Source organism: Pseudomonas sp. FEN, from assembly GCF_904067045.1.
Taxonomy (GTDB): Bacteria; Pseudomonadota; Gammaproteobacteria; order Pseudomonadales; family Pseudomonadaceae; genus Aquipseudomonas.
In genome coordinates this window covers 78,815-99,977 of record NZ_CAJFDC010000013.1, presented here as the reverse complement: position 1 = coordinate 99,977, position 21,163 = coordinate 78,815, and the positions used below count along the sequence as shown (strand labels likewise).

The 21,163-nt window shown below is 64.0% G+C and carries 22 protein-coding genes; 6 read left to right on the top strand and 16 right to left on the bottom strand.

From position 1 onward, the window contains the following. Positions 1–29 precede the first annotated feature (29 nt). Genes PFEN_RS14880 through PFEN_RS14870 form a run of 3 tightly spaced genes read right to left on the bottom strand, consistent with a single transcriptional unit; the run spans position 30 to position 2,500 of the window. Positions 30–1,046, bottom strand: coding sequence for a heme-dependent oxidative N-demethylase family protein (locus tag PFEN_RS14880; protein WP_191487579.1), 1,017 nt, complete (start codon positions 1,044–1,046; stop codon positions 30–32). Positions 1,047–1,055: 9 nt separating this feature from the next. After that, positions 1,056–1,991, bottom strand: a complete 936-nt coding sequence (locus tag PFEN_RS14875; protein WP_191487578.1) for a PDR/VanB family oxidoreductase — start codon at positions 1,989–1,991, stop codon at positions 1,056–1,058. Next, positions 1,988–2,500 (bottom strand): dimethylamine monooxygenase subunit DmmA family protein, encoded by a 513-nt coding sequence (locus tag PFEN_RS14870; protein ID WP_191487577.1) that lies wholly within the window; start codon positions 2,498–2,500, stop codon positions 1,988–1,990. Before PFEN_RS14870 ends, PFEN_RS14875 begins: the two co-directional genes overlap by 4 nt. Positions 2,501–2,720: 220 nt before the next feature. On the opposite strand from PFEN_RS14870, the gene PFEN_RS14865 reads away from it, so the two are divergent. The 3 genes from PFEN_RS14865 to PFEN_RS14855 are packed head-to-tail and all read left to right on the top strand — an operon-like array spanning position 2,721 to position 5,210. Then, positions 2,721–3,824 carry an ATP-binding protein gene (locus PFEN_RS14865; protein WP_224770967.1) on the top strand — a complete coding sequence of 368 codons (1,104 nt, stop codon included), beginning with the start codon at positions 2,721–2,723 and terminating at the stop codon, positions 3,822–3,824. Beyond that, a complete protein-coding gene (locus tag PFEN_RS14860) occupies positions 3,793–4,452 on the top strand; it encodes a response regulator (protein WP_191487576.1) in 660 nt (219 codons plus the stop codon). Before PFEN_RS14865 ends, PFEN_RS14860 begins: the two co-directional genes overlap by 32 nt. 2 nt (positions 4,453–4,454) lie before the next feature. Continuing rightward, positions 4,455–5,210 carry a PAS domain-containing protein gene (locus PFEN_RS14855; protein WP_191487575.1) on the top strand — a complete coding sequence of 252 codons (756 nt, stop codon included), beginning with the start codon at positions 4,455–4,457 and terminating at the stop codon, positions 5,208–5,210. A gap of 148 nt (positions 5,211–5,358) precedes the next feature. Here PFEN_RS14855 and PFEN_RS14850 read toward each other — a convergent pair whose 3' ends face one another. After that, the gene (locus PFEN_RS14850; RefSeq protein ID WP_191487574.1) at positions 5,359–6,402 is read right to left on the bottom strand and encodes an LLM class flavin-dependent oxidoreductase; all 1,044 of its coding nucleotides are present in this window, start codon (positions 6,400–6,402) and stop codon (positions 5,359–5,361) included. 117 nt (positions 6,403–6,519) lie between these two features. Continuing rightward, the gene (locus PFEN_RS14845) at positions 6,520–7,005 is read right to left on the bottom strand and encodes a flavin reductase family protein (RefSeq protein ID WP_191487573.1); all 486 of its coding nucleotides are present in this window, start codon (positions 7,003–7,005) and stop codon (positions 6,520–6,522) included. Positions 7,006–7,223: 218 nt separating this feature from the next. Here PFEN_RS14845 and PFEN_RS30630 point away from each other — a divergent pair, with 218 nt between their 5' ends. Together PFEN_RS30630 and PFEN_RS14835 are read left to right on the top strand one after the other, a co-directional pair. After that, positions 7,224–9,527, top strand: a complete 2,304-nt coding sequence (locus PFEN_RS30630) for an AAA family ATPase (RefSeq protein ID WP_224770966.1) — start codon at positions 7,224–7,226, stop codon at positions 9,525–9,527. Positions 9,528–9,530: 3 nt separating this feature from the next. Next, on the top strand, positions 9,531–10,538 hold the full coding sequence (locus tag PFEN_RS14835; protein ID WP_191487572.1) for an endonuclease: 1,008 nt from the start codon (positions 9,531–9,533) through the stop codon (positions 10,536–10,538). Here the strand turns inward: PFEN_RS14835 and PFEN_RS14830 are convergent, their stop codons facing one another. The 6 genes from PFEN_RS14830 to ribBA form a co-directional block, all read right to left on the bottom strand. Beyond that, positions 10,539–11,174: an START domain-containing protein gene (locus PFEN_RS14830; RefSeq protein ID WP_191487571.1), complete on the bottom strand. Its 636-nt coding sequence runs from the start codon at positions 11,172–11,174 to the stop codon at positions 10,539–10,541. Positions 11,175–11,244: 70 nt separating this feature from the next. Continuing rightward, positions 11,245–12,396: an ABC transporter ATP-binding protein gene (locus tag PFEN_RS14825; RefSeq protein WP_191487570.1), complete on the bottom strand. Its 1,152-nt coding sequence runs from the start codon at positions 12,394–12,396 to the stop codon at positions 11,245–11,247. A 17-nt stretch (positions 12,397–12,413) separates the two neighbouring features. Next, positions 12,414–13,223 (bottom strand): ABC transporter permease, encoded by an 810-nt coding sequence (locus PFEN_RS14820; RefSeq protein WP_191487569.1) that lies wholly within the window; start codon positions 13,221–13,223, stop codon positions 12,414–12,416. Between the two features lie 6 nt (positions 13,224–13,229). Continuing rightward, positions 13,230–14,171: an ABC transporter permease gene (locus PFEN_RS14815; protein ID WP_191487871.1), complete on the bottom strand. Its 942-nt coding sequence runs from the start codon at positions 14,169–14,171 to the stop codon at positions 13,230–13,232. Next, a complete protein-coding gene (locus tag PFEN_RS14810; RefSeq protein ID WP_191487568.1) occupies positions 14,168–15,193 on the bottom strand; it encodes a polyamine ABC transporter substrate-binding protein in 1,026 nt (341 codons plus the stop codon). The genes PFEN_RS14815 and PFEN_RS14810 overlap by 4 nt, the downstream gene beginning before the upstream one ends. Positions 15,194–15,422: 229 nt before the next feature. Beyond that, positions 15,423–16,535, bottom strand: a complete 1,113-nt coding sequence (ribBA, locus tag PFEN_RS14805) for a bifunctional 3,4-dihydroxy-2-butanone-4-phosphate synthase/GTP cyclohydrolase II (protein WP_191487567.1) — start codon at positions 16,533–16,535, stop codon at positions 15,423–15,425. A gap of 75 nt (positions 16,536–16,610) precedes the next feature. Here ribBA and PFEN_RS14800 point away from each other — a divergent pair, with 75 nt between their 5' ends. After that, the gene (locus PFEN_RS14800; RefSeq protein ID WP_191487566.1) at positions 16,611–16,904 is read left to right on the top strand and encodes a DUF1330 domain-containing protein; all 294 of its coding nucleotides are present in this window, start codon (positions 16,611–16,613) and stop codon (positions 16,902–16,904) included. A gap of 6 nt (positions 16,905–16,910) precedes the next feature. On the opposite strand, the gene PFEN_RS14795 is transcribed toward PFEN_RS14800, so the two are convergent. From PFEN_RS14795 to PFEN_RS14775, 5 genes are all read right to left on the bottom strand, one after another. After that, entirely contained in the window at positions 16,911–17,474 is a 564-nt protein-coding gene (locus PFEN_RS14795; protein ID WP_191487565.1) for an NUDIX hydrolase, read from the bottom strand. Position 17,475: 1 nt separating this feature from the next. Beyond that, positions 17,476–18,228, bottom strand: coding sequence for a GntR family transcriptional regulator (locus tag PFEN_RS14790; protein WP_191487564.1), 753 nt, complete (start codon positions 18,226–18,228; stop codon positions 17,476–17,478). 102 nt (positions 18,229–18,330) lie between these two features. Continuing rightward, the gene (locus tag PFEN_RS14785; RefSeq protein WP_191487563.1) at positions 18,331–18,816 is read right to left on the bottom strand and encodes a flavin reductase family protein; all 486 of its coding nucleotides are present in this window, start codon (positions 18,814–18,816) and stop codon (positions 18,331–18,333) included. Between the two features lie 12 nt (positions 18,817–18,828). Next, the gene (locus PFEN_RS14780) at positions 18,829–20,310 is read right to left on the bottom strand and encodes an aldehyde dehydrogenase (RefSeq protein ID WP_191487562.1); all 1,482 of its coding nucleotides are present in this window, start codon (positions 20,308–20,310) and stop codon (positions 18,829–18,831) included. Next, complete coding sequence (locus tag PFEN_RS14775; protein WP_191487561.1) at positions 20,307–21,140, bottom strand: alpha/beta fold hydrolase; 834 nt, start codon at positions 21,138–21,140, stop codon at positions 20,307–20,309. The genes PFEN_RS14780 and PFEN_RS14775 overlap by 4 nt, the downstream gene beginning before the upstream one ends. Positions 21,141–21,163 lie beyond the last annotated feature (23 nt).

Below are 21,163 nucleotides of genomic sequence, written 5' to 3'. Positions count from 1 at the left end.
CCTTGTCGGTCAAAAAATGAGGGAAGAGGTCAGGCGTCGGGATCGAAGCGGCTCAGCCACTCCACCAGGACCTGGCGGTAACGGGTCATGCCCTTGTAGTCGGCGATCGGCTCGGGCAGGTCGCGCAGCACGCGGTGCAAGCGACAACCCCAGGCGGGCTGACTGACCAGTTCGTCGAGGCTGATCAGGTAGGTGCGGATGCTGAACATCAGGCCGTTGCTGCGTGGCAGGCGCGCCATCAGTTGCAGTTCGACCCGCAGGTGCACCAGGCGCCCGACGTTCGCGGCCGTGACCAGGCCCCGGTCGGCGCCCCATTGGTGGAAGGTTTCCGGCGAGGAGTCCAGGCGCGGGTTGATCGTCAGCGTCCAGTTCAGGCGCCGTACCGGCTGGCCCACCGGCAGGTTGAGCAGGTATTTCAAGGCCCGGTCGAAGATACCCATCTGGTGGGCCATGGGCACCGGGGCGTGCCACTGCTTGAAGCTCATGCCGGCGTCGAAGGCCAGTGACCAGTCCGCCGGGTTGGTGACCATGCCGGCGTCCATGAACAGGTCGCCGTCGCGCTGGTCGAGTAGGGCGAAATCGCCCTGGACCTGGCGGGTGATGAACTCCAGCGGTTCGCACGGCAGGGTCGTGGCGTCGCCGAAGATGAAGCGCTGATCGATCTCCAGGGCCTTGTTGCGCCAGTGCCAGCGCTGGCCGTCGCAGTCGAGTTCGAACCACTGCGGATAATCCGCGGCGAGCTTCTCCATCAGCATCTGCAACGCGTCCCAGGCGGCTTCGCGCATATGCGGCAGCACCAGGTAACGGCGCGGGTCCTTGTCCAGGACCAGGGCCCGTTCGGCCATTTCCGAGCGGTAGTGTTCGTCGATGTCGAACCAGTGCTCGTAGACCGAGCCGGGGTCCTTGGCGTTTGCCGGTTCGATGTTCACCGAGTAGAGGTAGCTGTCCTCGCTGAAGGGGAAGGGAAAGCGCTGGATGGCCTTGGGACTGTTGCGGAAGTTGAAGGGCTCCCGGTAGCTCTGCAGTGGGCTGAATTGAACGGACATGGTCGACTCCTAGAGGTCTAGCAGAACGCGCGGGCCGCAACCGCGCGACACACAGGGCATGAGGAACTCGGCCTGTTCGGCGCGGCTCAGGAAATGGTCGCGGTGTTCGATTTCGCCGTGCAGATGGCGGGTCATGCACTGGCCGCAGACCCCGCCGCGACACAGGCTGGGTGGCGCAACGCCGGCGGCTTCCAGGGCTTCGAGCAGGCTTTGCCCGGCGCTGACCTGGAGCCGCTGGCCGCTGCGGGCCAGCTCCAGTTCGAAAGGCTGGCCGGGCCGCGCGGCGCTGAATGCCTCCCAATGCACGCGGCTGGCGGGCCAGCCCAGCGTGCTCGCGGTGTCCCGCACCGCGTCGAGCAGACGCTGCGGGCCGCAGGTGTAGACATGGCTGCCCAGCGGCCGCTCGCGCAGGATCGCCGCTAGGTCGCAGGGTGTCCCGGCGGCATAACGATGCAGGCGCGGGCCCAGGCGTTCCTGCAACTCGTCGAGATAGGCATCGGTCAGACCCGGCCGGTAGAAGTAGTGCAGCTCGACATTCGCCTGCTGCCGTTGCAGGGCCTTGAGATAGGCCATGAACGGGGTGATGCCGATGCCACCGGCAATCAGGATGTGCAACCGCGCCGTCGAGCGCGGGGCGAACAGGTTGGCCGGCGGTGAGATCGCCAGGGTGTCGCCGACGGCGACCTGCTGGTGCAGATAGCGCGAGCCACCCCGCGAGGCTTGCTGCAGGCGCACGGCGATACGGTACTGGTGGCTATCGGCTGGATCGCCGGTCAGCGAGTAGGCATTGCGCAGGGTCCGCTCGCCCAGCGGCAGATGAACCTGTATATGGCTGCCCGAAGAAAAGCCCGGCAAGCTGCCGGTGCAAGGCACCAGGGTGAGTTCGCGGACCAGTGGCGTGAGCAGGCGCGCCGTGCTCACCCGGACCTGTAACGGCGTGCTCATGACTGCGCTCCGGCGTAAGGGTGGTCGGCGTCGTCGCAGACCCCGAGGTAGGCGCCCAGGCGTTTGGAAAAGTGTGCACGGACCGCCAGTTGCACCTGGCAGCCAATGCAGTTGAAGCGGTTCGCCGCGCCAGCGGCCTGGGTCAGCCCGCAGTGCACGCAATAGACCCGCCGGCTGCCGGGGGCCGAGAGCGTCATGTCGATTTCGTCGTCGAGCAGCCCGGCGCTACGGGCTTGGTCATGCACCAGCCAGATGAAGGCTTCGTCGCCGAGGATGTACAGGTGACTGCCGACCCTGGCGTCGGCCAGCAGGCGCGTGAGACGCGAGGGGAAATCCCGGCCTTCGGCATTCAGCAGCAACGCTTGGCCGAGCCCTTCGACAAAGGCCGCGCCGTGCGCCGCCGATTGCATGACGACAATGTGCCGTTGTGCCATCTCGCGGGGCATCGGTTCCCGGTAGACGGGGAGGCTGTGAAGCCGGTCGGGGGCAGTGCTGGGTCTATCCATCATGGTGATATTCCTGGCTGATTTGTTTCTTGCTGGGGAAGATAGTTTCCCATAAGGAAATTCTGCTCAATCCGAAAGAAGCAGTACCTCTTTGGAGATAGCCCGCCGTCCTGGGGGCTGTGGGGCATGGAAGTTGCTCGCTTGCAGCCAGGGTTGGGCAACGGACGGGGAGTCATCGACAGTGCGAACACGACCGCGGTGGTGGGCACGCTGGTTTCAGCGCGTGAGTGCCGGGCAAATCCGTCAGGTGCGCGGGCTGCTGGCCGAGTTGCCGCTGTGCCTGATGCACGCTGACGGTGCCTGGTCGCGTTTGCCGGACCGTTTCGAAGCACTGTTGCCCGGTTACCGGTTGAACCTGATGCTCGGTGACGAGGACCTGGGGCCGGCCCGCAAGCCATTGACCAGTCTGTGCCAGGGCGAGGCGCACTGTCCCTGGCGCGCCGGGGCCGTGAGCGAGTCGCCGCGGCCTTGCACGGCGTGTCGGCGCAACGGCACGCATCGCCTGCTCTGTGCCTTGCCGGACGCCGGCGGTACGCAGCGTGGCCTGTTGTTGCTCGATGCGCCGACCCCGGTGGGGCGGATCGCCTGCCAGTTGCTGGAGGAAACGGCGCGGGCGGTCGGGATCACGGTGCAACTGCTGCGGCACAAGCGTGAGCAACAACGCAAGCACGCCACCTCCCAGCACGGCGCCCTGGCCCGGGAGCTGCACGACTCGGTGGCCCAGCAGTTGGGGTACCTGTCGTTCCAGGCGCGCCTGATGCAGTCGTGCGTGGGGGAGCCGGCACAGGTGGATGCGACGCTGGGCGAACTACGTAGCGGCCTGAGCCAGTTGCAGCGCCAGGTCCGCGAGCTGATCACCAGTGCCCGGCTGACCATGGACGGGCGCTCGCTGCGCCAGGCCCTGGCCGATTCGGTGGCGGAGTTTTCCCGGCGTTGCATCATCGTCTTCGAACTGGACAACCGTCTGGCCGACGATGCCCTGAACCCGGAAACCGAGTTACAGATTCTGCAGATCATCCGCGAGGCCCTGGCCAACGCGGTACGCCATTCCCATGCGCGGCACGTGCGCATCGAATTGCGCCAGACCCAGGCGGGCGAGGTCTCGGTCGCGGTGGAGGATGATGGCATCGGGCTGAGCCAGGCCTGTGGCGAAGACAACCATTTCGGCCTGGAAATCATTCGTGAACGGGCCAGCAGCATTGGCGCGCGACTGTCCATCGAGCCGATCCGGCCCCATGGCGTGCGCGTCCACCTTGGCTTTTCCCGCCATCCAGACGAGCCCCAGGGGAGTCCCCATGGACTGCACGACCTTATTGCTGATCGATGACCATCCGCTGTTCCGCAAAGGGCTGGCGCAGTTGTTCGCCGCCAGTGACGATTTCGAAGTGGTTGGCCAGGCCGCCAGTGGCCGCGAGGGCATCAACCTGGCGCTGAGCCTGGCGCCGCAGCAGGTCCTGCTGGATTTGCACATGCCCGGTCTCAGCGGCTTGCAGGTGCTCGATGAGTTGCGCCAGTTGCGCCTCGGCTGCCAGATCGTGGTGTTGACCGCGTCGATGGACCGGAGCGAATTGCTGGCCGCGCTACGCCTGGGCGCCAATGGTTATGTGCTCAAGGAGACCGAGCCGGATGCGCTGCTGGCCTACATGCGCAACTGCAACAAGGGTGCGATTGTGCTGGACGACACCCTGGTCGCGTTGCTGGCCGGACACACCGAGCCGACCCCGGCGCCGCAGCGACCGGACCCCGGCGGCCTGACCGAGCGCGAAGGGCAGACACTGGCGCTGATCGCCGCCGGCATGAGCAACAAGCAGATCGCCCGGGAGTTGGGGATCAGCGACGGCACGGTGAAGATCTACGTGAAGAATCTCCTGCAGAAGTTGAACCAACACTCGCGCCTGGAACTGGCGGCCTGGGTACACAACGCCGGTGGCGGACGACAAGAGGAGCAGCATTAGCCATGGATACGCGCGGATCACTGCTCGAATCGTTGTTGAACGAACCGACCGAGGCGTTGCTGGAGCATTTCCCGGTGGCGCTGCTGGAACTCGGCGACGATGCGCGGATCGCCCGCTTCAATAGCGCCTGGGTCGCCTTGATGGACGCGCCGGACACTCAGCGCGCGCTGATCGACTATGTGCATCAGGAAGACCGACCGTTATGGCGCCAGGCGCTCCAGGAATTGCGCCGGCGCCCCGAGACCGCCTTCAATCAGCGCCTGCGTTTCGTCCATCCTTCGGGTGAGTTGCGCTGGTTCGAGGTCAATCTCAAGCGTGGCGCCGACGGTTTTTACCTGGCGGTCGCTGATGTCACCGTGCACAAGCGCCGGGAAATTGCCCTGCAGGCCAGCCAGCGCAGCACCCAGAGCCTGCTGGACAGCATGCCCGGGCTGATTTACCGCGGGCGCAACAATCGCGACTGGACCATGGAGTTTGTCAGTGCCGGCTGCCTGCAATTGACCGGTTATCCGGCGCAGCGCCTGGTGGACAACCATGACTTCACCTACAACAGCCTGATACATCCGCAGGATGCCGATTACGTCTGGCGCGAAGTGCAATACGCCTTGTCGCGGCAGGAGGCGTTCGAACTCAACTATCGGATTCGCTGCGCCGACCGTTCGATCAAGACGGTGTGGGAGAAGGGCGTGGGGATCTATTCCGATAATCGCGAGGTGCTGGGGATCGAGGGGGCGATCTTCGAACGCAAGGCGCCATGATCCCGTAGGCGCAGGCGGTCGATGCGCGATTGCTCGCGATGGTCGTCGACGATAACGCGGGCTGCCTGACCGCCATTGCATCGTCACCTTCACCGCGAGCAATCGAATCCCGGCCACCTGCTCCTATAGCCGCGGACGAGACCAGGGCTCAGCGAAAAGCCGGTACCACGTGCTGGATAAACAGTTCCAGGGACTTTTTCTTTTCCGCATGGGGCAGGCTGTTGTCGCACCAGAAGCTGTATTCGTCGACACCCAGTTCCTGGTAATAGCGGATCCGCTCGATCACCTCCTGTGGCGTACCGATCATGGTGTTCTTGCGGATATTCTCCAGGGCGAACTCCGGCCGCTCGGCGAATTTTTCTTCCGGGCTGGGCGCCAGGAAGCCGTTGACCGGCACCTGCTTGTTGCCGAACCAGGCATCGAAGGTCCGATAGAATTTCGAGATGGCGCTGGCGCCGACTTTCCAGCCGTCGGGATCGTCGACCGCATGCACGTGGGTATGGCGCAGCACCATCAATTGCGGACGCGCAACCTCGGGGTTGTTGTCCAGCGCGGTCTGGAACTTGTTCTTCAGGTCCAGCACTTCTTCGTCGCCCTTCATCAGCGGCGTGACCATCACGTTGCAGCCATTGGCCACGGCGAAGTTGTGCGAGTCCGGGTCGCGGGCGGCGATCCACATCGGCGGGTGGGGTTTCTGGATCGGCTTGGGCACGCTGGTGGAGGTGGGGAATTTCCAGATTTCGCCGTCATGGGCATAGTCGCCTTGCCACAGGGCGCGCACCACCGGAACCATTTCCCGCAGCGCCTGGCCGCCGGAGGAGGCCGGCATGCCGCCGGCCATGCGGTCGAATTCCACCTGGTAGGCGCCACGGGCCAGGCCGACTTCCATCCGGCCATTGCTGATCACATCCAGCAGCGCGCATTCCCCGGCGACCCGCAGCGGGTGCCAGAACGGCGCGATGATGGTGCCGGCGCCGAGGTGAATGGTCGTGGTTTTGGCGGCGAGATAAGCCAGCAGCGGCATCGGACTCGGCGAGATGGTGTATTCCATGGCGTGGTGCTCGCCGATCCAGACGGTGCTGAAGCCGCCGGCCTCGGCAAGCAGGGTCAGTTCGCCGAGGTCTTCGAACAACTGGCGGTGACTGATGCTTTCGTCCCAACGCTCCATATGGATGAAGAGGGAAAATTTCATGACGCTTACCTCGGGTCTTTTGTTGTTGGCCGGCAGGTCTGTCTGCTGAGCTTTTGGTATACCATAATACTGATTATTGCCGTTAAGCAAGGACCATCCGCGGTTTGGTGTGCGGGCTCAGGCGAGCGCGGGCAGGGCGCCCATCTTGCCGTGGCAGTAGATCATCGGGCCGGCCTCCTGGCGGGGCACGATCAGGTTCTTTACCGCGCCGACCATGATCGCGTGGTCGCCACCTTCATACTCGCGCCACAGTTCGCACTCGATGATCGCGCTGGCATTGGCTAACAGCGGGTTGCCCAGTTCGCTCAAGGTCCACTGGATGCCCTGAGCCTTGTCCTTGCCTTTGCGGGCGAAGGCATAGGCCTCGTGCTGCTGGCCGCCGGACAGCACATGGATGGCGAAGCGCTTGTTCCTGATCAGCACCGGATAGGAGTCGGAGCTGTAGTTGGGACAGAACAGCACCAGGGCCGGCTCCATGGACAGGGAGCTGAAGGCGCTGGCGGTGAGCCCCACCACCTGGCCGTCGTCATCCAGGGTGGTGATCACGGTGACCCCGGACGGGAACGAGCCCATGACTTGTTTGTAGATGGCGGCATCGATCATTGGACGGTCCTCGGGGGGGCTGAAGCGGATTTTATTGATTTTCAGGTATTATGGTATACCGTAATATCGTCCTTGCAAGGGCTTTTTTTGTCGGTGTATCGGCTCGATACAGTCCGCTGACCTGAAACGGCTCCACTTTTCCTGACGTGCCGTTTAGAGTCTGTGTTTTTTGAGGGGAGGGCGACAGGCTTTCCCCTGACTGCTTAGGGAAGAGAGTCATGCAAGGGTTTGATCGCAGTTCCGTGCCGCCGCCGAGTTTGTTGCAGGGGCCGGAGGCCGGCGCCGGTAGAGAGGCGCTGGCTGATTACTTTCTGACTGACATGACAAAGAGGGAACAGAGTCGGGCTCCGCAATCGGGGCTTGACCTGGATGACGCTTCCATTCGTGTCGGCCTGAGCCGGTTGTTTCACGGTAAATGTGCGTTCTGTGAGCGGGTGGTCCCCACGTCCACTTACCGATTTCGTCCGGATGCCGTGGCCAGTCCCCTCGAGCGGACGTCAGATGCCCACCTGTATTACGCCTGGCTGAGTGGCGCCTGGGAAAATCTATATCCCATCTGCAAGGGCTGTGAGCCTGACCGACCGGACTATTTCCCGGTCCGGGGCAAGCGCTCGCCCTTGCCCTCGGAGCGGCAGCTTGAAGCTTATGTGTTGGATAACCTGGGACTATGGCGCGACTACCCGCTCAAGGAGCGCCATGTGCTGCTCGATCCTTGCGAGCGAATTGACCTGACACGTCACCTGTCAGTCGATCTCTCGGGCGAACTCTATGCCCTGAGTGAGCGCGCAGGTGAAACGATCGCCCATTTCAAGCTCAATCGCATTCAGTTGCGCAAGTTGCGTAGAAAAAAACTGAAGGCCTATTTCGAAGAGCTGATCAACAACTGGTTTTTCCCGTTGGAGGAGGACAGGCCGGTCCCCGGACTCTTCGATTTTGCCGCACTGGATTTTGGCGGCCTCTGGTACTTGCTGTGTCGGCGTATCGCGGTGGCGCTGTCAACGACCAGGGTCGCGCCGCTAGCGCTTATCCCGGAGCGCGTGGAGGAGACGTTACGAACACTCCATCAAAGTATCAGCGTCGTGGATTGGTATGGAAATCTTGAGGCTTATCTCGCGCGACCTGTTGTAGGGCAACTCGCCCAGACCTCGGAAAAGCCGCGATCGTTGCCGCGTGACTACCCGCTGTTGAAATCGATCCGCTTCAACAATTTCAAGGGTATCGAGCAACTCGAATTGCGGATGCCGGTTGTTCAGTCTGCGCAGGCTCCGAGTGCGAAGCCCGTCCGACCCGCTCTGCTGATACTCGGTGAAAATGCGGCTGGGAAAAGCTCCATCCTCGAGGCTACCGCGCTGGCGCTCTGTAGCGAAAAAGTCTGCGAGCAACTACCGGTCGACTTCGCCTCGCTGCCCCTCGATCCCGCTTTGCTGGGCGCGGGGCCGCAGCCTCAATGCAGTTCGGCGTCAGTAATCGCCACCTTCCATGACGCCAGCCAGCGGGAGTTGACCATTGCCGAGAGTATTTATTGGCATGGAGGCACCTCTATCGTGCCTCCGGTCTTTGCCTATGGAGCCTTCCGGCAATATCAGAAAAGGGTGCGACGCTACAGTTCAGGCCGGTCGATCATCAACCTCTTCGACTCGACAGCGCTGTTGTCCAATCCGGAAAAGTGGTTGCTCAGCCTCAAACCGGTCGATTTCGGCAATGTGGTGCGAGCCCTGCGGGAGGTCCTTTCCATAGAGGGCAAGTTCGAGGTTATAGAGCGTGATTTTGAAAAACAGCGCTGCCTGATCGTCACGGCGGCTGCCGGTAGTCGGGCCCTGTGCCGGACCCCGCTGAGCCTGGCGTCCTCGGGCTATCGCTCGGTGCTGGCGATGGTCTGCGACATCATCCAGGGCCTGATGAACCGACGCGTCAATCCCTACTTCGAGAGCCTGGAAACTGCCCAGGCGGTGGTGCTGATCGACGAGGTCGAGGCTCATCTGCACCCGCGCTGGAAAATCCAGATCATGGGCGCGCTGCGCGGCGCTCTGCCGAACGTGACCTTTATCGCCACCACCCACGATCCGCTGTGCCTGCGCGGCATGCGGGACGGCGAGGTGATCGTCATGCAGCGGGTCGCCAGCGAGGACAATCCCGACAGCGACTGGCCCGTCATGGTCGAGCAGGTGATCCGCCTGCCCAACGTCAGCCAGCTGACCATCGAGCAACTGCTGACCTCGGACTTTTTCAGCCTCACCTCCACCGACCAGCCGGACACCGAGCGCGAGCTGGCGCTGTTCGCCGACCTGCTGGCCGCCCGGGAGCAGGGCCGGCCCCTGAGCGATGCCCAGCAGCAGGCCTGGCGTCGTTTCGAACGGGATATCAGCGATGCCCTGCCGGTGGGCGCCACCGAAGTCCAGCGATTGGTGCAGGAGGCGGTGGTCGAGTACCTGCAAAACCGTCGACAGGCCAGTGCGCTCAAGCTCGACGAGCTGCGTGAAACATCCAAACAACGGATCCTCGCTGTCCTGGAGGGGATCTGAAACATGCGCGCCGTCATTCGCAAGACTGCCAAGGCCCCGGAGGTTCTGTCCGGGGCCGATTCGCCCGCCACCAGGGAACTGCGCAAGCTCAAGGCCTGGTTCGCCGCGCCCAGCGGCAGACCACCGGCTTTTGCGGTGTACAAGGCCGACAGTGTCAAGCAGCAGCTGGATGAACTGTTTCATGGCAAATGCGCCTATTGTGAAAGCGTCTTCGCCTCGACGGCACCGGTGGATGTCGAGCATTACCGGCCCAAGGGCGCGGTCTCCGAAGATGCCAGCCACCCCGGCTACTGGTGGGTGGCCATGGACTGGGACAACCTGTTGCCCAGTTGCATCGACTGCAACCGCAAGCGTAAGCAGGTCACGCCCAGGTTGTCGGCCAGGTTGCTGACCCTGCGGGACGACCGCCAGGGTTTCAACCAGGGCAGCCTGCTGCTTTCCGGCAAGAAGGACAGCTTCCCGATCCTCGGCCAGCGAGCCATGTCCGAGGCGGCGGATTTTGCCGATGAGTACCCGCTGCTGCTCGACCCGTGCCGCGACAACCCCGACGAACACCTGAAGTTTCATATCGACCGGGCCAACCTGATCGGCCTGGTGCTGCCCAAATCCCACTCGGGTGCCGATCTTCCGCCCTTGGTCGGAACGGCGCCCGGTATCGCGCTGGACAGCCACCTCGAGGAAGCCCTGGCGGCGGGCCTGAGCCTCAAGGGCAGCGTCTCGATTCATGTCTACGGTTTGAACCGGCTGGGTCTGGTACAGGAGCGCACGCGCCTGTTGCGGCAGCTGGAGTTCCTGGAGGTGCTGGCGCTGGAAGTGGGGGCGATGGCGGACGAGCTTTTGCCTGATCCCACGGCGGCGCCTTCCGCCACGGTTGCCAGTATTGCCAAGCGCCTGTACTTCCTCCAGGACCGGATCCTCGGGGAAATGAAACGCATGGCCCGGCCCGAGGCGCCTTATTCGGCCATGGTCCGGGCTTGGATCGAAGACTTCAAGATACGGCTCCAGGCCTGACTACGGGGCCGTTTCGACGTTGTGCAAGCCCTGGTGCTCGGCCACCGCGCGCAAGGTCTTGAGGCTGACCATGGGCGCATCGACCACGAACTGATTGGCCATCCAGGAGGGGATGTCGCCGGCCGGCTCGGCTTGCATTTCATAGGTCACGTGGGTTTGCGTGTCGCTTTCCGGGCGCATGGTCCAGGTGCCTTTCAACTGGCGCACACGGATCTGCCCCGGGGTGACGGGCACGAAGCCGGGAACCGCCTCCAGACGCCGGGTCAGGCTGCCATCGTCGGCGCGCTCGCTGTGCACATGGATCACCATGTCGCGGGTTTGCGCCGGCCATGGCAAGGCGGTGGTGAGATAGACCCAGGTGTCGTCGCCGTCATTTTTCAGCAGGCGCATGTCGGCGCAGGCGTACAGCCACTTGCAGGCGACCCTGAGGTTTTCCTGCAGGTTGCTCAGAGTGCCGACATCGGCTTTGATCCGCACCTCGCCGCGAAAACTCTGGTAGCGCGAGCCCGGGACCTGGCTCAGGTAGACCCGAATGCCGTCTTCGTCCTTGGCCAGTTGCCAGTCCGGGGGCGCGGCCAGGCTGGCCGTGCAGAGGAGGGCACTGGCCAGCGCTGGCGCGGATAACAGGATGTTCATTCGGATCTCCGGGTTGCACGGCCGATAGTGCCTGGCTACCCGGATATAACACCCCTACTCCGGGTTTTATTCAATGGGCACCGGCGGCCTTGTTCAGATCGCCTTCGCTCCATTGGGTATAGACGCAGGCATCGGCGCTGGCCCAGCGTACCCGCACCGGATCGCCGGCCTTGAGCGGCATGCCGGTGGCCGATAACGCCTTGACCGTCATTGTCGTGCCGCCATCGGTGACCACGCTGCACGTCTGGCTTTCCCCCAGGAACAGCATTTCGCCGACCTTGGCCGTCACTTCGTTCCAGCCCGCCGGCAACGGTTCGCTGGCGGCCTGTGCGGGGCTCAGTGCCAGGGCCTTCTCCGGACGCACCATCAGCAATAGCGGTTGGTCACTGGCAACCCCGGCGGTTGGCCGGATCGTCAGGGCCTGTCCCTCGAAGTGCCCCGCGGCATTGCCGTGGGCCTTGAGCTTGAGGAAGTTCGAGTTGCCGAGGAACGAGGCGACAAAGGCATTCGGTGGATTCTGGTAGAGGTCGTAGCCGCTGCCCAGGCCGACGATCTTGCCGTGGCTGAAAATCGCGATGCGTTGCGACAGGCGCATGGCTTCTTCCTGGTCATGGGTCACGTAGACGATGGTGATACCCAGCCGGCGATGCAGTTGGCGCAGTTCGTCCTGCAAGTCTTCGCGCAGCTTCTTGTCCAGGGCCCCGAGGGGTTCGTCCATCAGCAGGATGCGCGGTTCGTAGACCAGCGCCCGGGCAATTGCCACGCGCTGTTGCTGGCCGCCGGAAAGTTGCGAAGGACGGCGATGGGCAAAGGTTTCGAGCTGCACCAGCTTGAGCATGGCGTCGACCCGGCGCGAGCGTTCCTCGTTGCCGAGCTTGCGCAGGGTCAGCGGGAAGGCGATGTTGTCGCGCACCGACAGGTGCGGAAACAGCGAGTAGCGCTGGAACACCATGCCGATATCGCGTTTGTGCGGCGGTACCTTGACCAGGGACTGTCCGCCCACCAGGATCTCGCCGCTGCTGGGTGTCTCGAAACCGGCCAGCATCGACAGGGTGGTGCTTTTGCCCGAGCCGCTGGAGCCGAGGAAGGTGAGGAATTCACCGTCCTGGATATCCAGGGAAATATTGTCCACGGCGGCAAAGTCGCCATAGTGCTTGTTCAGGTTGCGCAGGCTGACCAGGGGGCGGTCGTGCTGCGCGGGGTCTTTGATCACGGCACTCATGTTCTACTCCAGGGCGCTCAGGCGCGCAGTTCATTGCGCCGGCGCAGGGCGGCGGCGAGCACCATCACCAGCACCGACAGGGCGATCAGCAGCGTCGAGGCGACGGCGATTACCGGGGTCAGGTCCTGGCGCAGGGTGGTCCACATTTTCACGGGCAAGGTTTGCAGGGTCGGGCTGGCCATCATCACGCTCAGCACCACTTCATCCCACGACACCAGGAAGGCGAACAGCGCCCCGGCAACCATGCCGGGGCGAATCGCCGGGAAGGTCACCTTGTACACCGCCTGCAAGCGCGAGGCCCCGCAGATCACCGCGGCATCCTCGATCGACTGGTCGAACAGCTTCAACGAGTTGATGATCGAGATAATGGTGAAGGGCAGCGCGACGATCACGTGGCTGACCACGAAGGCGAACAGCGTCCCGGTGTAGCCGAGCTTGAGAAACAGCGCATACACCGCCACGGCGATGATCACCAGCGGCACGATCATCGGCAGGGTGAACAGGCCGTAGAGCAGTTCGCGGCCGGGGAAACGCCCGCGCACCAGGGCGAAGGCGGTCGGCAGGCCGAGGGCGACCGCGCAGAAGGTGGTCAGGATCGCCACCTTCAAACTGGCCAGCGCGGCGTTCATCCAGTCCGGGTTGGAAAAGAACTGGCCATACCATTTCAGCGTCCAGCCCGGTGGCGGAAACACCAGCCACTGCGAGGAGCCGAACGACAGCAGGACGATGAACACGATCGGCAGCAGCAGGAACAAGGCGATCAGCCCGGTGGTGAGGTAGAGGCCCAGGCGCAGGCGCCGGCTCATGGCATTCGGGGTCAGGAGCATGCTGGCTTACCTCGCGTTACTGGCGCCGACCGGGGATTCCGGCTGGAGCTTCAGGTAGAAGTAGAACAACACCAGGGTGATCAGGATCAGCAGGGCGGCACCGGCGCTGGCCAGGCCCCAGTTGAGGAACGACTGCACCTGTTGAATGATGAACTCCGGCAACATCATGTTCTGCGCCCCGCCGAGCAGGGCCGGGGTGACGTAATAGCCCAGGGACATGACGAAGACCATCAGTCCGCCGGAAAACAGCCCCGGCCGGCATAACGGCAGGAACACCCGCAGGAAGTTGCGCCAGGGACTGGCCCCGCAGATCGCGCCGGCCTGCAGGATCATCGGGTCGATGGCCTGCATGGTCGCCTGCAACGGCAGGACGATGAACGGGACCATGATGTAGCTCATGCCAATCACCACGCCGGTCAGGTTGTGCACCATCTCCAGCGGCTGGTCGATGATGCCCATGGCCATCAAGGCCTTGTTGATCACCCCGGAGGCCTGCAGCAGCACCAGCCACGAATAGGTCCGGGCCAACAGGCTGGTCCACATCGACAGCAGCACGATGCTCAGCAACCAGCGGCCCCAGCCACGCGGTACCAGGGTAATCACCCAGGCCAGGGGAAAGCCCAGCAGCAGGCTGAACAGCGTGACCAGCCCGGCCACCGAAAAGGTGTTGAGCAACACCCGCGCATAGGCCGAGTTGGCGAACAGCTGCTGATAGTTCTCCAATCCCGGGGTAGGCTCCAGCACGCCGCGCAGCAACAGGCCGATCAGCGGTGCGAAGAAAAACAGGCCGAGGAACAGCAGGGCCGGTAACAGGTTGCCGGCCCCCCGCCAGCGTTGCGCATACGAGGACTGCTGCATGACCGCCGCCTTGCTGCTGGCCAGGCCGGCAGCGCCAGGGGCGCTGCCGGTCGGACGGGTGTCAGGGGAAAGCGTGGCCGCCATCTTCATTTGACCAGCCATTCGTTCCACCGTGTCGCAATGGCCGGACCGTTCTTGGCCCAGTATGCGAAGTCGAGGGTGATCTGATCCTTAGCGTAGGCAGTCGGCAGGTTCGGTGCCAGTACCGAGTCCAGGCGCGCGACGCTGTCGACGTTGACCGGGGCATAGGCGGTCAGGTTGGAGAAGTCGGCCTGGCCTTTGGCGCTGCTGGCGCTGGCCAGGAATTTCATGGCGGCCGACTTGTTTTTCGAACCCTTCGGGATGACCAGGATATCGGCCATGACCAGGTTCTGTTTCCAGCTCACGCCGACCGGGGCCCCGTCCTGCTGCAGGGCGTAGATCCGACCGTTCCAGAACTGGCCGAGGCTGGCTTCGCCGGAGGCCAGCAACTGCTGGGATTGCGCGCCGCCGCCCCACCAGACGATGTCTTTCTTGATGGTGTCGAGTTTCTTGAAGGCGCGGTCCAGGTCCAGTGGGTAGAGCTTGTCGGATGGTACGCCGTCGGCCAGCAGGGCCAGCTCCAGCACGCCGGGGCTCGGCCATTTGTAGAGGGCGCGTTTGCCGGGGTAGGTCTTGGTATCGAACAGGGCGCTCCAGTCCTGCGGTTTGCCGGCACCCAGCTTGCCTTCGTTGTAACCGAGCACGAAGGAGAAGTAGAACGAGCCGACGCCGTGGTCGGAGACGAAGCGCGGGTCGATCTTGTCGCGCTGGATCTGGCTGAAGTCCAACGGCTCGAGCAGGCCTTCGGTGGCGGCGCGCAGGGCGAAGTCGGCTTCGACGTCGACCACGTCCCACTGCACGTTACCGCTTTCGACCATGGCCTTGAGTTTGCCATAGTCGGTCGGGCCGTCCTGGACCACGGTGATGCCGCTGGCCTTGCTGAACGGATCGGCCCAGGCCTGTTTCTGCGCGTCCTGGGTGCTGCCACCCCAACTGACGAAGTTGACGCTCTCGGCCGCCATGGCGATGTTGCAGGCCAGGGTCAGCAAGCTTGCGGCCAGTACTGCGGTTGCACCTTTGTTCAACACCATTTTCACGCCCTCATTTGTTGTGTTTTTGAGCGGGTTGTTGATGCCCGCCTATCGGGAGCAGTAGGTCCATCGGGGCCTTTCAAGGCGACCGTGCCAAGGGCTGTTGTTGGGGCTTTCCCTGTCGGGGGCACTTGGCAAATTTCTCCGGTCTACGGAATATCATATTATGGTATTCCAAGCTTTCTGCAAGCACTTTGCCTTACCGGTGATCCGGCCCGGGTGCTTTTTTTCAGGGTTGCGGGAAGGGGATGTTTTCCACCACCTGCAGATCGTAGCCGGTCAATCCGGCATATTTGAGTGGTGGTCCCAGGTGGCGCAGTTTGCCGACACCGAGGTCCTGCAGTATCTGTGCCCCGGTACCGATCTCCGAATAGATCCGCGATTGCGAGCGGCTGTACTGGCGCGGTGGCCGGGTCAACTGGGGGACGCGTTCCAGCAGCGCCTGGGACGATTCGTGGTTGGCCAGCACCACGACGACGCCGCGGCCTTCCTCGGCGACCCGTTGCAATGCGGCCCACAACGTCCAGTTGCTCGGCCCGTGGTACTCGGCGCCGACCAGGTCGCGCAACGGATCGATGACATGAACCCGGGCCAGCGTCGGCTCGTCGCGGCGGATATCACCCATGACCATGGCCATGTGCACGCCGCCTTCGATGCGGTCCTCGAAGGTGATCAGGCGGAACGTGCCGTGCACCGTCGGCAGTTCCCGTTCGCCGATGCGCACCACGGTGTGCTCGGTGCTGAGGCGGTAGTGGATCAGGTCGGCAATGCTGCCGATCCGGATCCCATGCTTGCGTGCGAATACTTCCAGATCCGGGCGGCGAGCCATGCTGCCGTCGTCATTCATCACTTCGACGATCACCGAGGCCGGGGTCAGGCCGGCCAGGCGTGCCAGGTCGCAACCGGCTTCGGTGTGCCCGGCGCGGGTCAGCACGCCACCTTCCCGGGCGCGCAGGGGGAAGATGTGCCCGGGCTGCACCAGGTCTTCGGCGCGGGCATCGGCGGCCACCGCGGCTTCGACGGTGCGCGCGCGGTCGGCGGCGGAAATCCCGGTGGTCACGCCGTGGGCGGCCTCGATGGACACGGTGAAAGCGGTGCTGAACGCGCTGCCGTTGCTCGGTACCATCTGTTCCAGGCCCAGGCGCCGGCAGTGCTCGTCGGTCAGGGTCAGGCAGATCAGCCCGCGCGCCTCACGGGCCATGAAGCTGATGGCCTGGGCGTTGCAGCAGTCGGCGGCGATCAGCAGGTCGCCTTCGTTTTCGCGATCTTCGTCGTCCACCAGCAGGACCATCTTGCCCTGGCGGTAGTCGTCGATGATGTCCTGGATACGGTCAAAGGCCATGCCGGCTCTCGCTCTGTATGAAAATGTGATTTATGGTATACCATAATACAAAATCAACCAGCAATGAGGTCATCGATGAAGGCTTACTGGATTGCCCATGTGGATGTCACGGACCCCGAGCAGTACACCGAGTACAGCCGCCGCGCCCCAGCGGTATTTGCCCGCTACGGCGGACGCCTGTTGGCTCGGGGCGGGCGCGCCGAGGCGCTGGAGGGCCGGGAAACGCCACAGCGCAATGTGGTGATCGAGTTCGATTCCTACGACCAGGCGCTGGCCTGCTATCGTTCGGCGGAATATCAGGAGGCGCGTGGGCACCGCGAAGGCGCGGCGCGGGCTGAAGTGATCATTGTCGAGGGCATGGCGCCCTGAAGGTGCTCAGCGGATAAAGTGAATCTTGCCGCTGTCGTCGTTGCCGATGTAGATACCGTAGACCCCGGCCTGGCGTTCCTCGATATAGCGTTCGAGGATCTGCCGGATCGCCGGGTAGTAGATGCTGTCCCAGGGGATGTCCTCGGGGGCGAAGAATTTGCAGTCCAGGGTTTCCGCGCCGTACTGGCCGGTGATCTCCAGCGCGATGGCGCGGAAGATGATGTACACCTCGCTGATTTTCGGCACGCTGAAGATCGAGTAGGGCGAGAGGATTTCCGCGCGCACGCCGCTCTCTTCCCAGACTTCGCGCAGTGCCGCCTGCTCGGTGGTCTCGCCGGCCTCCATGAAGCCCGCCGGCAGGGTCCAGGTGCCGGGCCGTGGCGGGATCGCGCGTTGGCACAGCAGGTACTGGCCGTCGCGCTCGATGATGCAGCCGGCGATGATTTTCGGATTGACGTAGTGAATGTAGCCGCAGCCCCGGCACATCAGGCGTTCATGGGTATCGCCCGGCGGCACCTGCCGGGCGAGGTCGGCGCCGCCGCAATGCGGGCAGAAGCGCGGGCTGCTCATGTCAGTGGCTCATGCGCGGTTCTTTGAGGGCGATGGGCGCGGTGATCTCGGGGGCCGGGCCGGTTTCGTCCTGCTTGCGCTTGAGGTACTCCAGCGCCACCTTGGCCGCCGCGCGCACGTGGTCGACCGAGGCCTGGTGGGCGGCCAGCGGGTCGCCGCTCTTGATCGCCTCGACGATGCGTTCCATTTCCTGGTTGCTGGCGCCGCGGCGGTTTTCCTGGGACACCGAGGTGGCCCGCAGGTAGCTGATCCGCGCCTGCAACTGGCGCAGCTGGGTGGCGGCGACATGGTTGCCCGAGCCTTCGAGCAGCACGTCGTAGAAGCCTTGCACCGAGTCGATCACCTGTTGCAGCTCGCCGTCCTTGAGGGTCTTGCGATTGACCTCCAGGGCTTTTTCCAGGGCCTTGATGTCCTTGGCCTTGGCCCGCAGGGTGAACAGCTGGACGATCAGGCCTTCGAGCACGCAACGCAGTTCGTAGATATCGACCGCATCTTCCAGGGTGATGATGGCAACGCTCGGGCCCTTGGCGTCGGCGAAGGCCACCAGGCCTTCGGACTCCAGGTGGCGCAGGGCTTCGCGCACCGAGGTACGGCTGACGCCGAGGCGTTCGCAGAGATCGCGCTCGACCAGGCGGTCCCCGGGCATGAGCTGGAAGTTCATGATGGCGCTTCGCAGCTTATCCAGCACGATTTCGCGCAGGGTAACGGGATTGCGATTGACCTTGAAGCTGTCGTCGAGTGGCAGGCGTTTCATGGGATCCGCTCTAAAAGTTCGTGGGGCCGATCGAGGGCCGAAATCATCGGCAAGCTTATCATGCGGCGTTCATCCGCGTCGGCTCGCGCCGTGGCAAAAGGCTCAGGCCAGCGCAGGCAACGGGCCGAGCTTGCCCCGGTGGTAGATCATCGGCGTCACCGGCCGGTCGGGCAGGATCAGGTTCTTCACCGCGCCGACGATAATGGCATGGTCGCCGCCGTCGTATTCGCGCCACAGCTCGCACTCGATGATCGCCGTGGCCTTGTCCAGCAACGGGTTGCCCAGGGCGCTCAGGTGCCAGGCAATGCCCTTGGCCTTGTCCTTGCCTTTACCGGCGAACGCGTAGGCTTCGGCGGTCTGGTCGGCGGACAGCAGATGAATCGCGAACTGCTTGCTGTTGCGCAGGATCGGGTAGGTGTCGGAGGCGTAGTTGGGGCAGAACAGGACCAGCGCCGGGTCGATGGACAGAGCGCTGAAGGCACTGGCGGTGATGCCGACGATGCCCCCCTCGGGGTCCAGGGTGGTGACCACCGTGACACCCGAAGGGAAGGAGCCCATGACTTCTTTGTAGATACCGGGTTCGATCATCGCGTCGGTCTCCTAGCGCATTACGAAGGGGTCGGGCATCGGTGCCGACGAGAGGTTGATCCACACCGTTTTCAGTTCGGTATAGGCCAACACCGAATCGATACCGCTCTCGCGACCGTAGCCGCTGTTCTTGAAACCACCGATCGGCGCCATGGCCGAGACCGCGCGGTAGGTGTTGACCCAGATGATCCCGGAGCGGATGTCCCGGGCCAGGCGATGGGCGCGGCCGAGGTCGCGGGTCCAGATGCCGGCGGCGAGGCCGAACTGCGAGTCGTTGGCGATGGCCAGGGCCTCGGCCTCGTCCTTGAAGCGGATCACCGAGGCCACCGGGCCGAAGACTTCTTCCTGCATGATCTTCATCGAGTTGCGGTCGCATTCGAACAGGGTCGGCTCGTAGAACCAGCCCGCGCCCAGATTCGCTGGACGTTTGCCGCCCAGGCGCAGGCGCGCGCCTTCGGCCAGGGCGTCGGCCACCAGGCCCTCGACCACGGCCAGTTGTTGCGCGGTGGCCATCGGGCCCATCTCGCTACTGTCGTCCTGCGGGTTGCCGATGCGAATGCGCTGGGCGCGTGCCACCAGGCGCTCGACGAACTCGTCGTAGATCTCGTCCTGCACCAGCAGCCGTGAACCGGAGACGCAGCTTTGCCCGGAGGCCGCGTAGATCCCGGCGATGGCGCCGTTGATCGCGCTGTCCAGGTCGGCATCGGCAAAGATGATGTTCGGCGACTTGCCGCCCAGTTCCAGGGACAGCTTGGCGAAGTTCTCGGCGCTGCTGCGTACCACGTGGCGGGCGGTGGCGGCGCCGCCGGTGAAGGCGATCTTGCGCACCAGCGGATGGCGGGTCAGGGCCGCGCCGGTGCTGGCGCCGTAACCGGTGATGACATTGACCACGCCGGCTGGAATGCCGGCTTCCAGGGCCAGGCGCGCGAGTTCCAGGACGGTGGCCGAGGCGTGTTCGGAAGGCTTGAGCACGATGGTGTTGCCCGCCGCGAGGGCCGGTGCCAGCTTGATGGCGGTCAGGTAGAGCGGACTGTTCCAGGGAATGATCCCGGCGACCACGCCCATCGGCTCATGCACGGTGTAGGCGAACAGGTCCGGCTTGTCCAGCGGCAGGGTACCGCCTTCGAGCTTGTCGGCCAGGCCCGCGGTGTAGTGGAAGAATTCCGGCAGGTAGCCGACCTGGCCACGGGTTTCGCGGATCAGCTTGCCGTTGTCGCGGCTTTCCAACTGGGCCAGGCGTTCCTTGTTTTCCGCGATCAGGTCGCCGAGGCGGCGCAACAACTTGCCCCGGGCGGTGGCGCTGAGGCCTCGCCAGGCCGGGTTGTCGAAAGCCCGTTGCGCGGCCTGGACCGCACGCTCGACATCGGCTGCGTCGGCGTCGGGCAAGCGGGCCCAAGGCTCGGCGAGGGCCGGGTCGAGGCTGTCGAAGGTCTTGCCGGACAGGGCATCGACCCATTCACCGTCGATGCACATCTGGAAGCGGGCGAGTGTCATGCAACGATCCCCTTTATCTGGTTTTGCCGGGCGTGGGCCTTGGCGAGGAAATCCAGCAGCATCTGGTTGACCAGGCGCGGCGACTCCATGGACATCATATGCCGCTGCTCGGCGAGCACGGCAACGCTGGCGCCGGGAATTCGCTCGGCCAATTGACGGGCCATTTCCGGGGTCGACCCCGGGTCCAGCTCACCCGTGGCGATCAAGGTCGGCACCGTTATGCCGCCCAGATCCTCGGCGCGGTACATGTCCTGGGTGGCGAACAGCTCGTAGGTGGTCAGGTAACCTTGTGGGTCATTGTCCGCCAAAGTCTGGCGCAAGGCCGCGATCTGCGCCGGATTGGCCGCCTGGTATTCGCGGCTGAACCAGCGCGACAGCGCGGCTTCGGCGTTGGCGTCCGGTCCGTGCTCGGCGGCCTGGGCGGTACGGGCGATGACGCCGGCACGCTGTTCGGCGCTGCGATTGAACACGCTGTTGAGTACCACCAGGGCTTGCAGACGTTGCGGGTAATGCAAGGCAAACGCCCGCGCGACCAGCCCGCCCATGGAAAAGCCGATCACGCTTGCCTGGGGCAATTGCAGGTGGTCGAGCAGCTCCAGCAACTGGTCGGCATAGCCGAGCAGGGCGGTGCCGCTGGCCGGGCGCGGACTGGCGCCATGGCCGAGCATGTCGTAGGTGATCACTCGGTACTGCGTGGCCAGGCCAACGATCTGGCCGCCCCACATTTCTTTATTCAGGCCCACGCCGTGGATCAAGACCACAGGCTGGCCTTGGCCGGTCGCCAGGTAACTGGTGCCAGCCGGGGTGCGTTCAGCGGTGAGCCGAATCATGGAGCGCTCCTGCCTTTCTTATT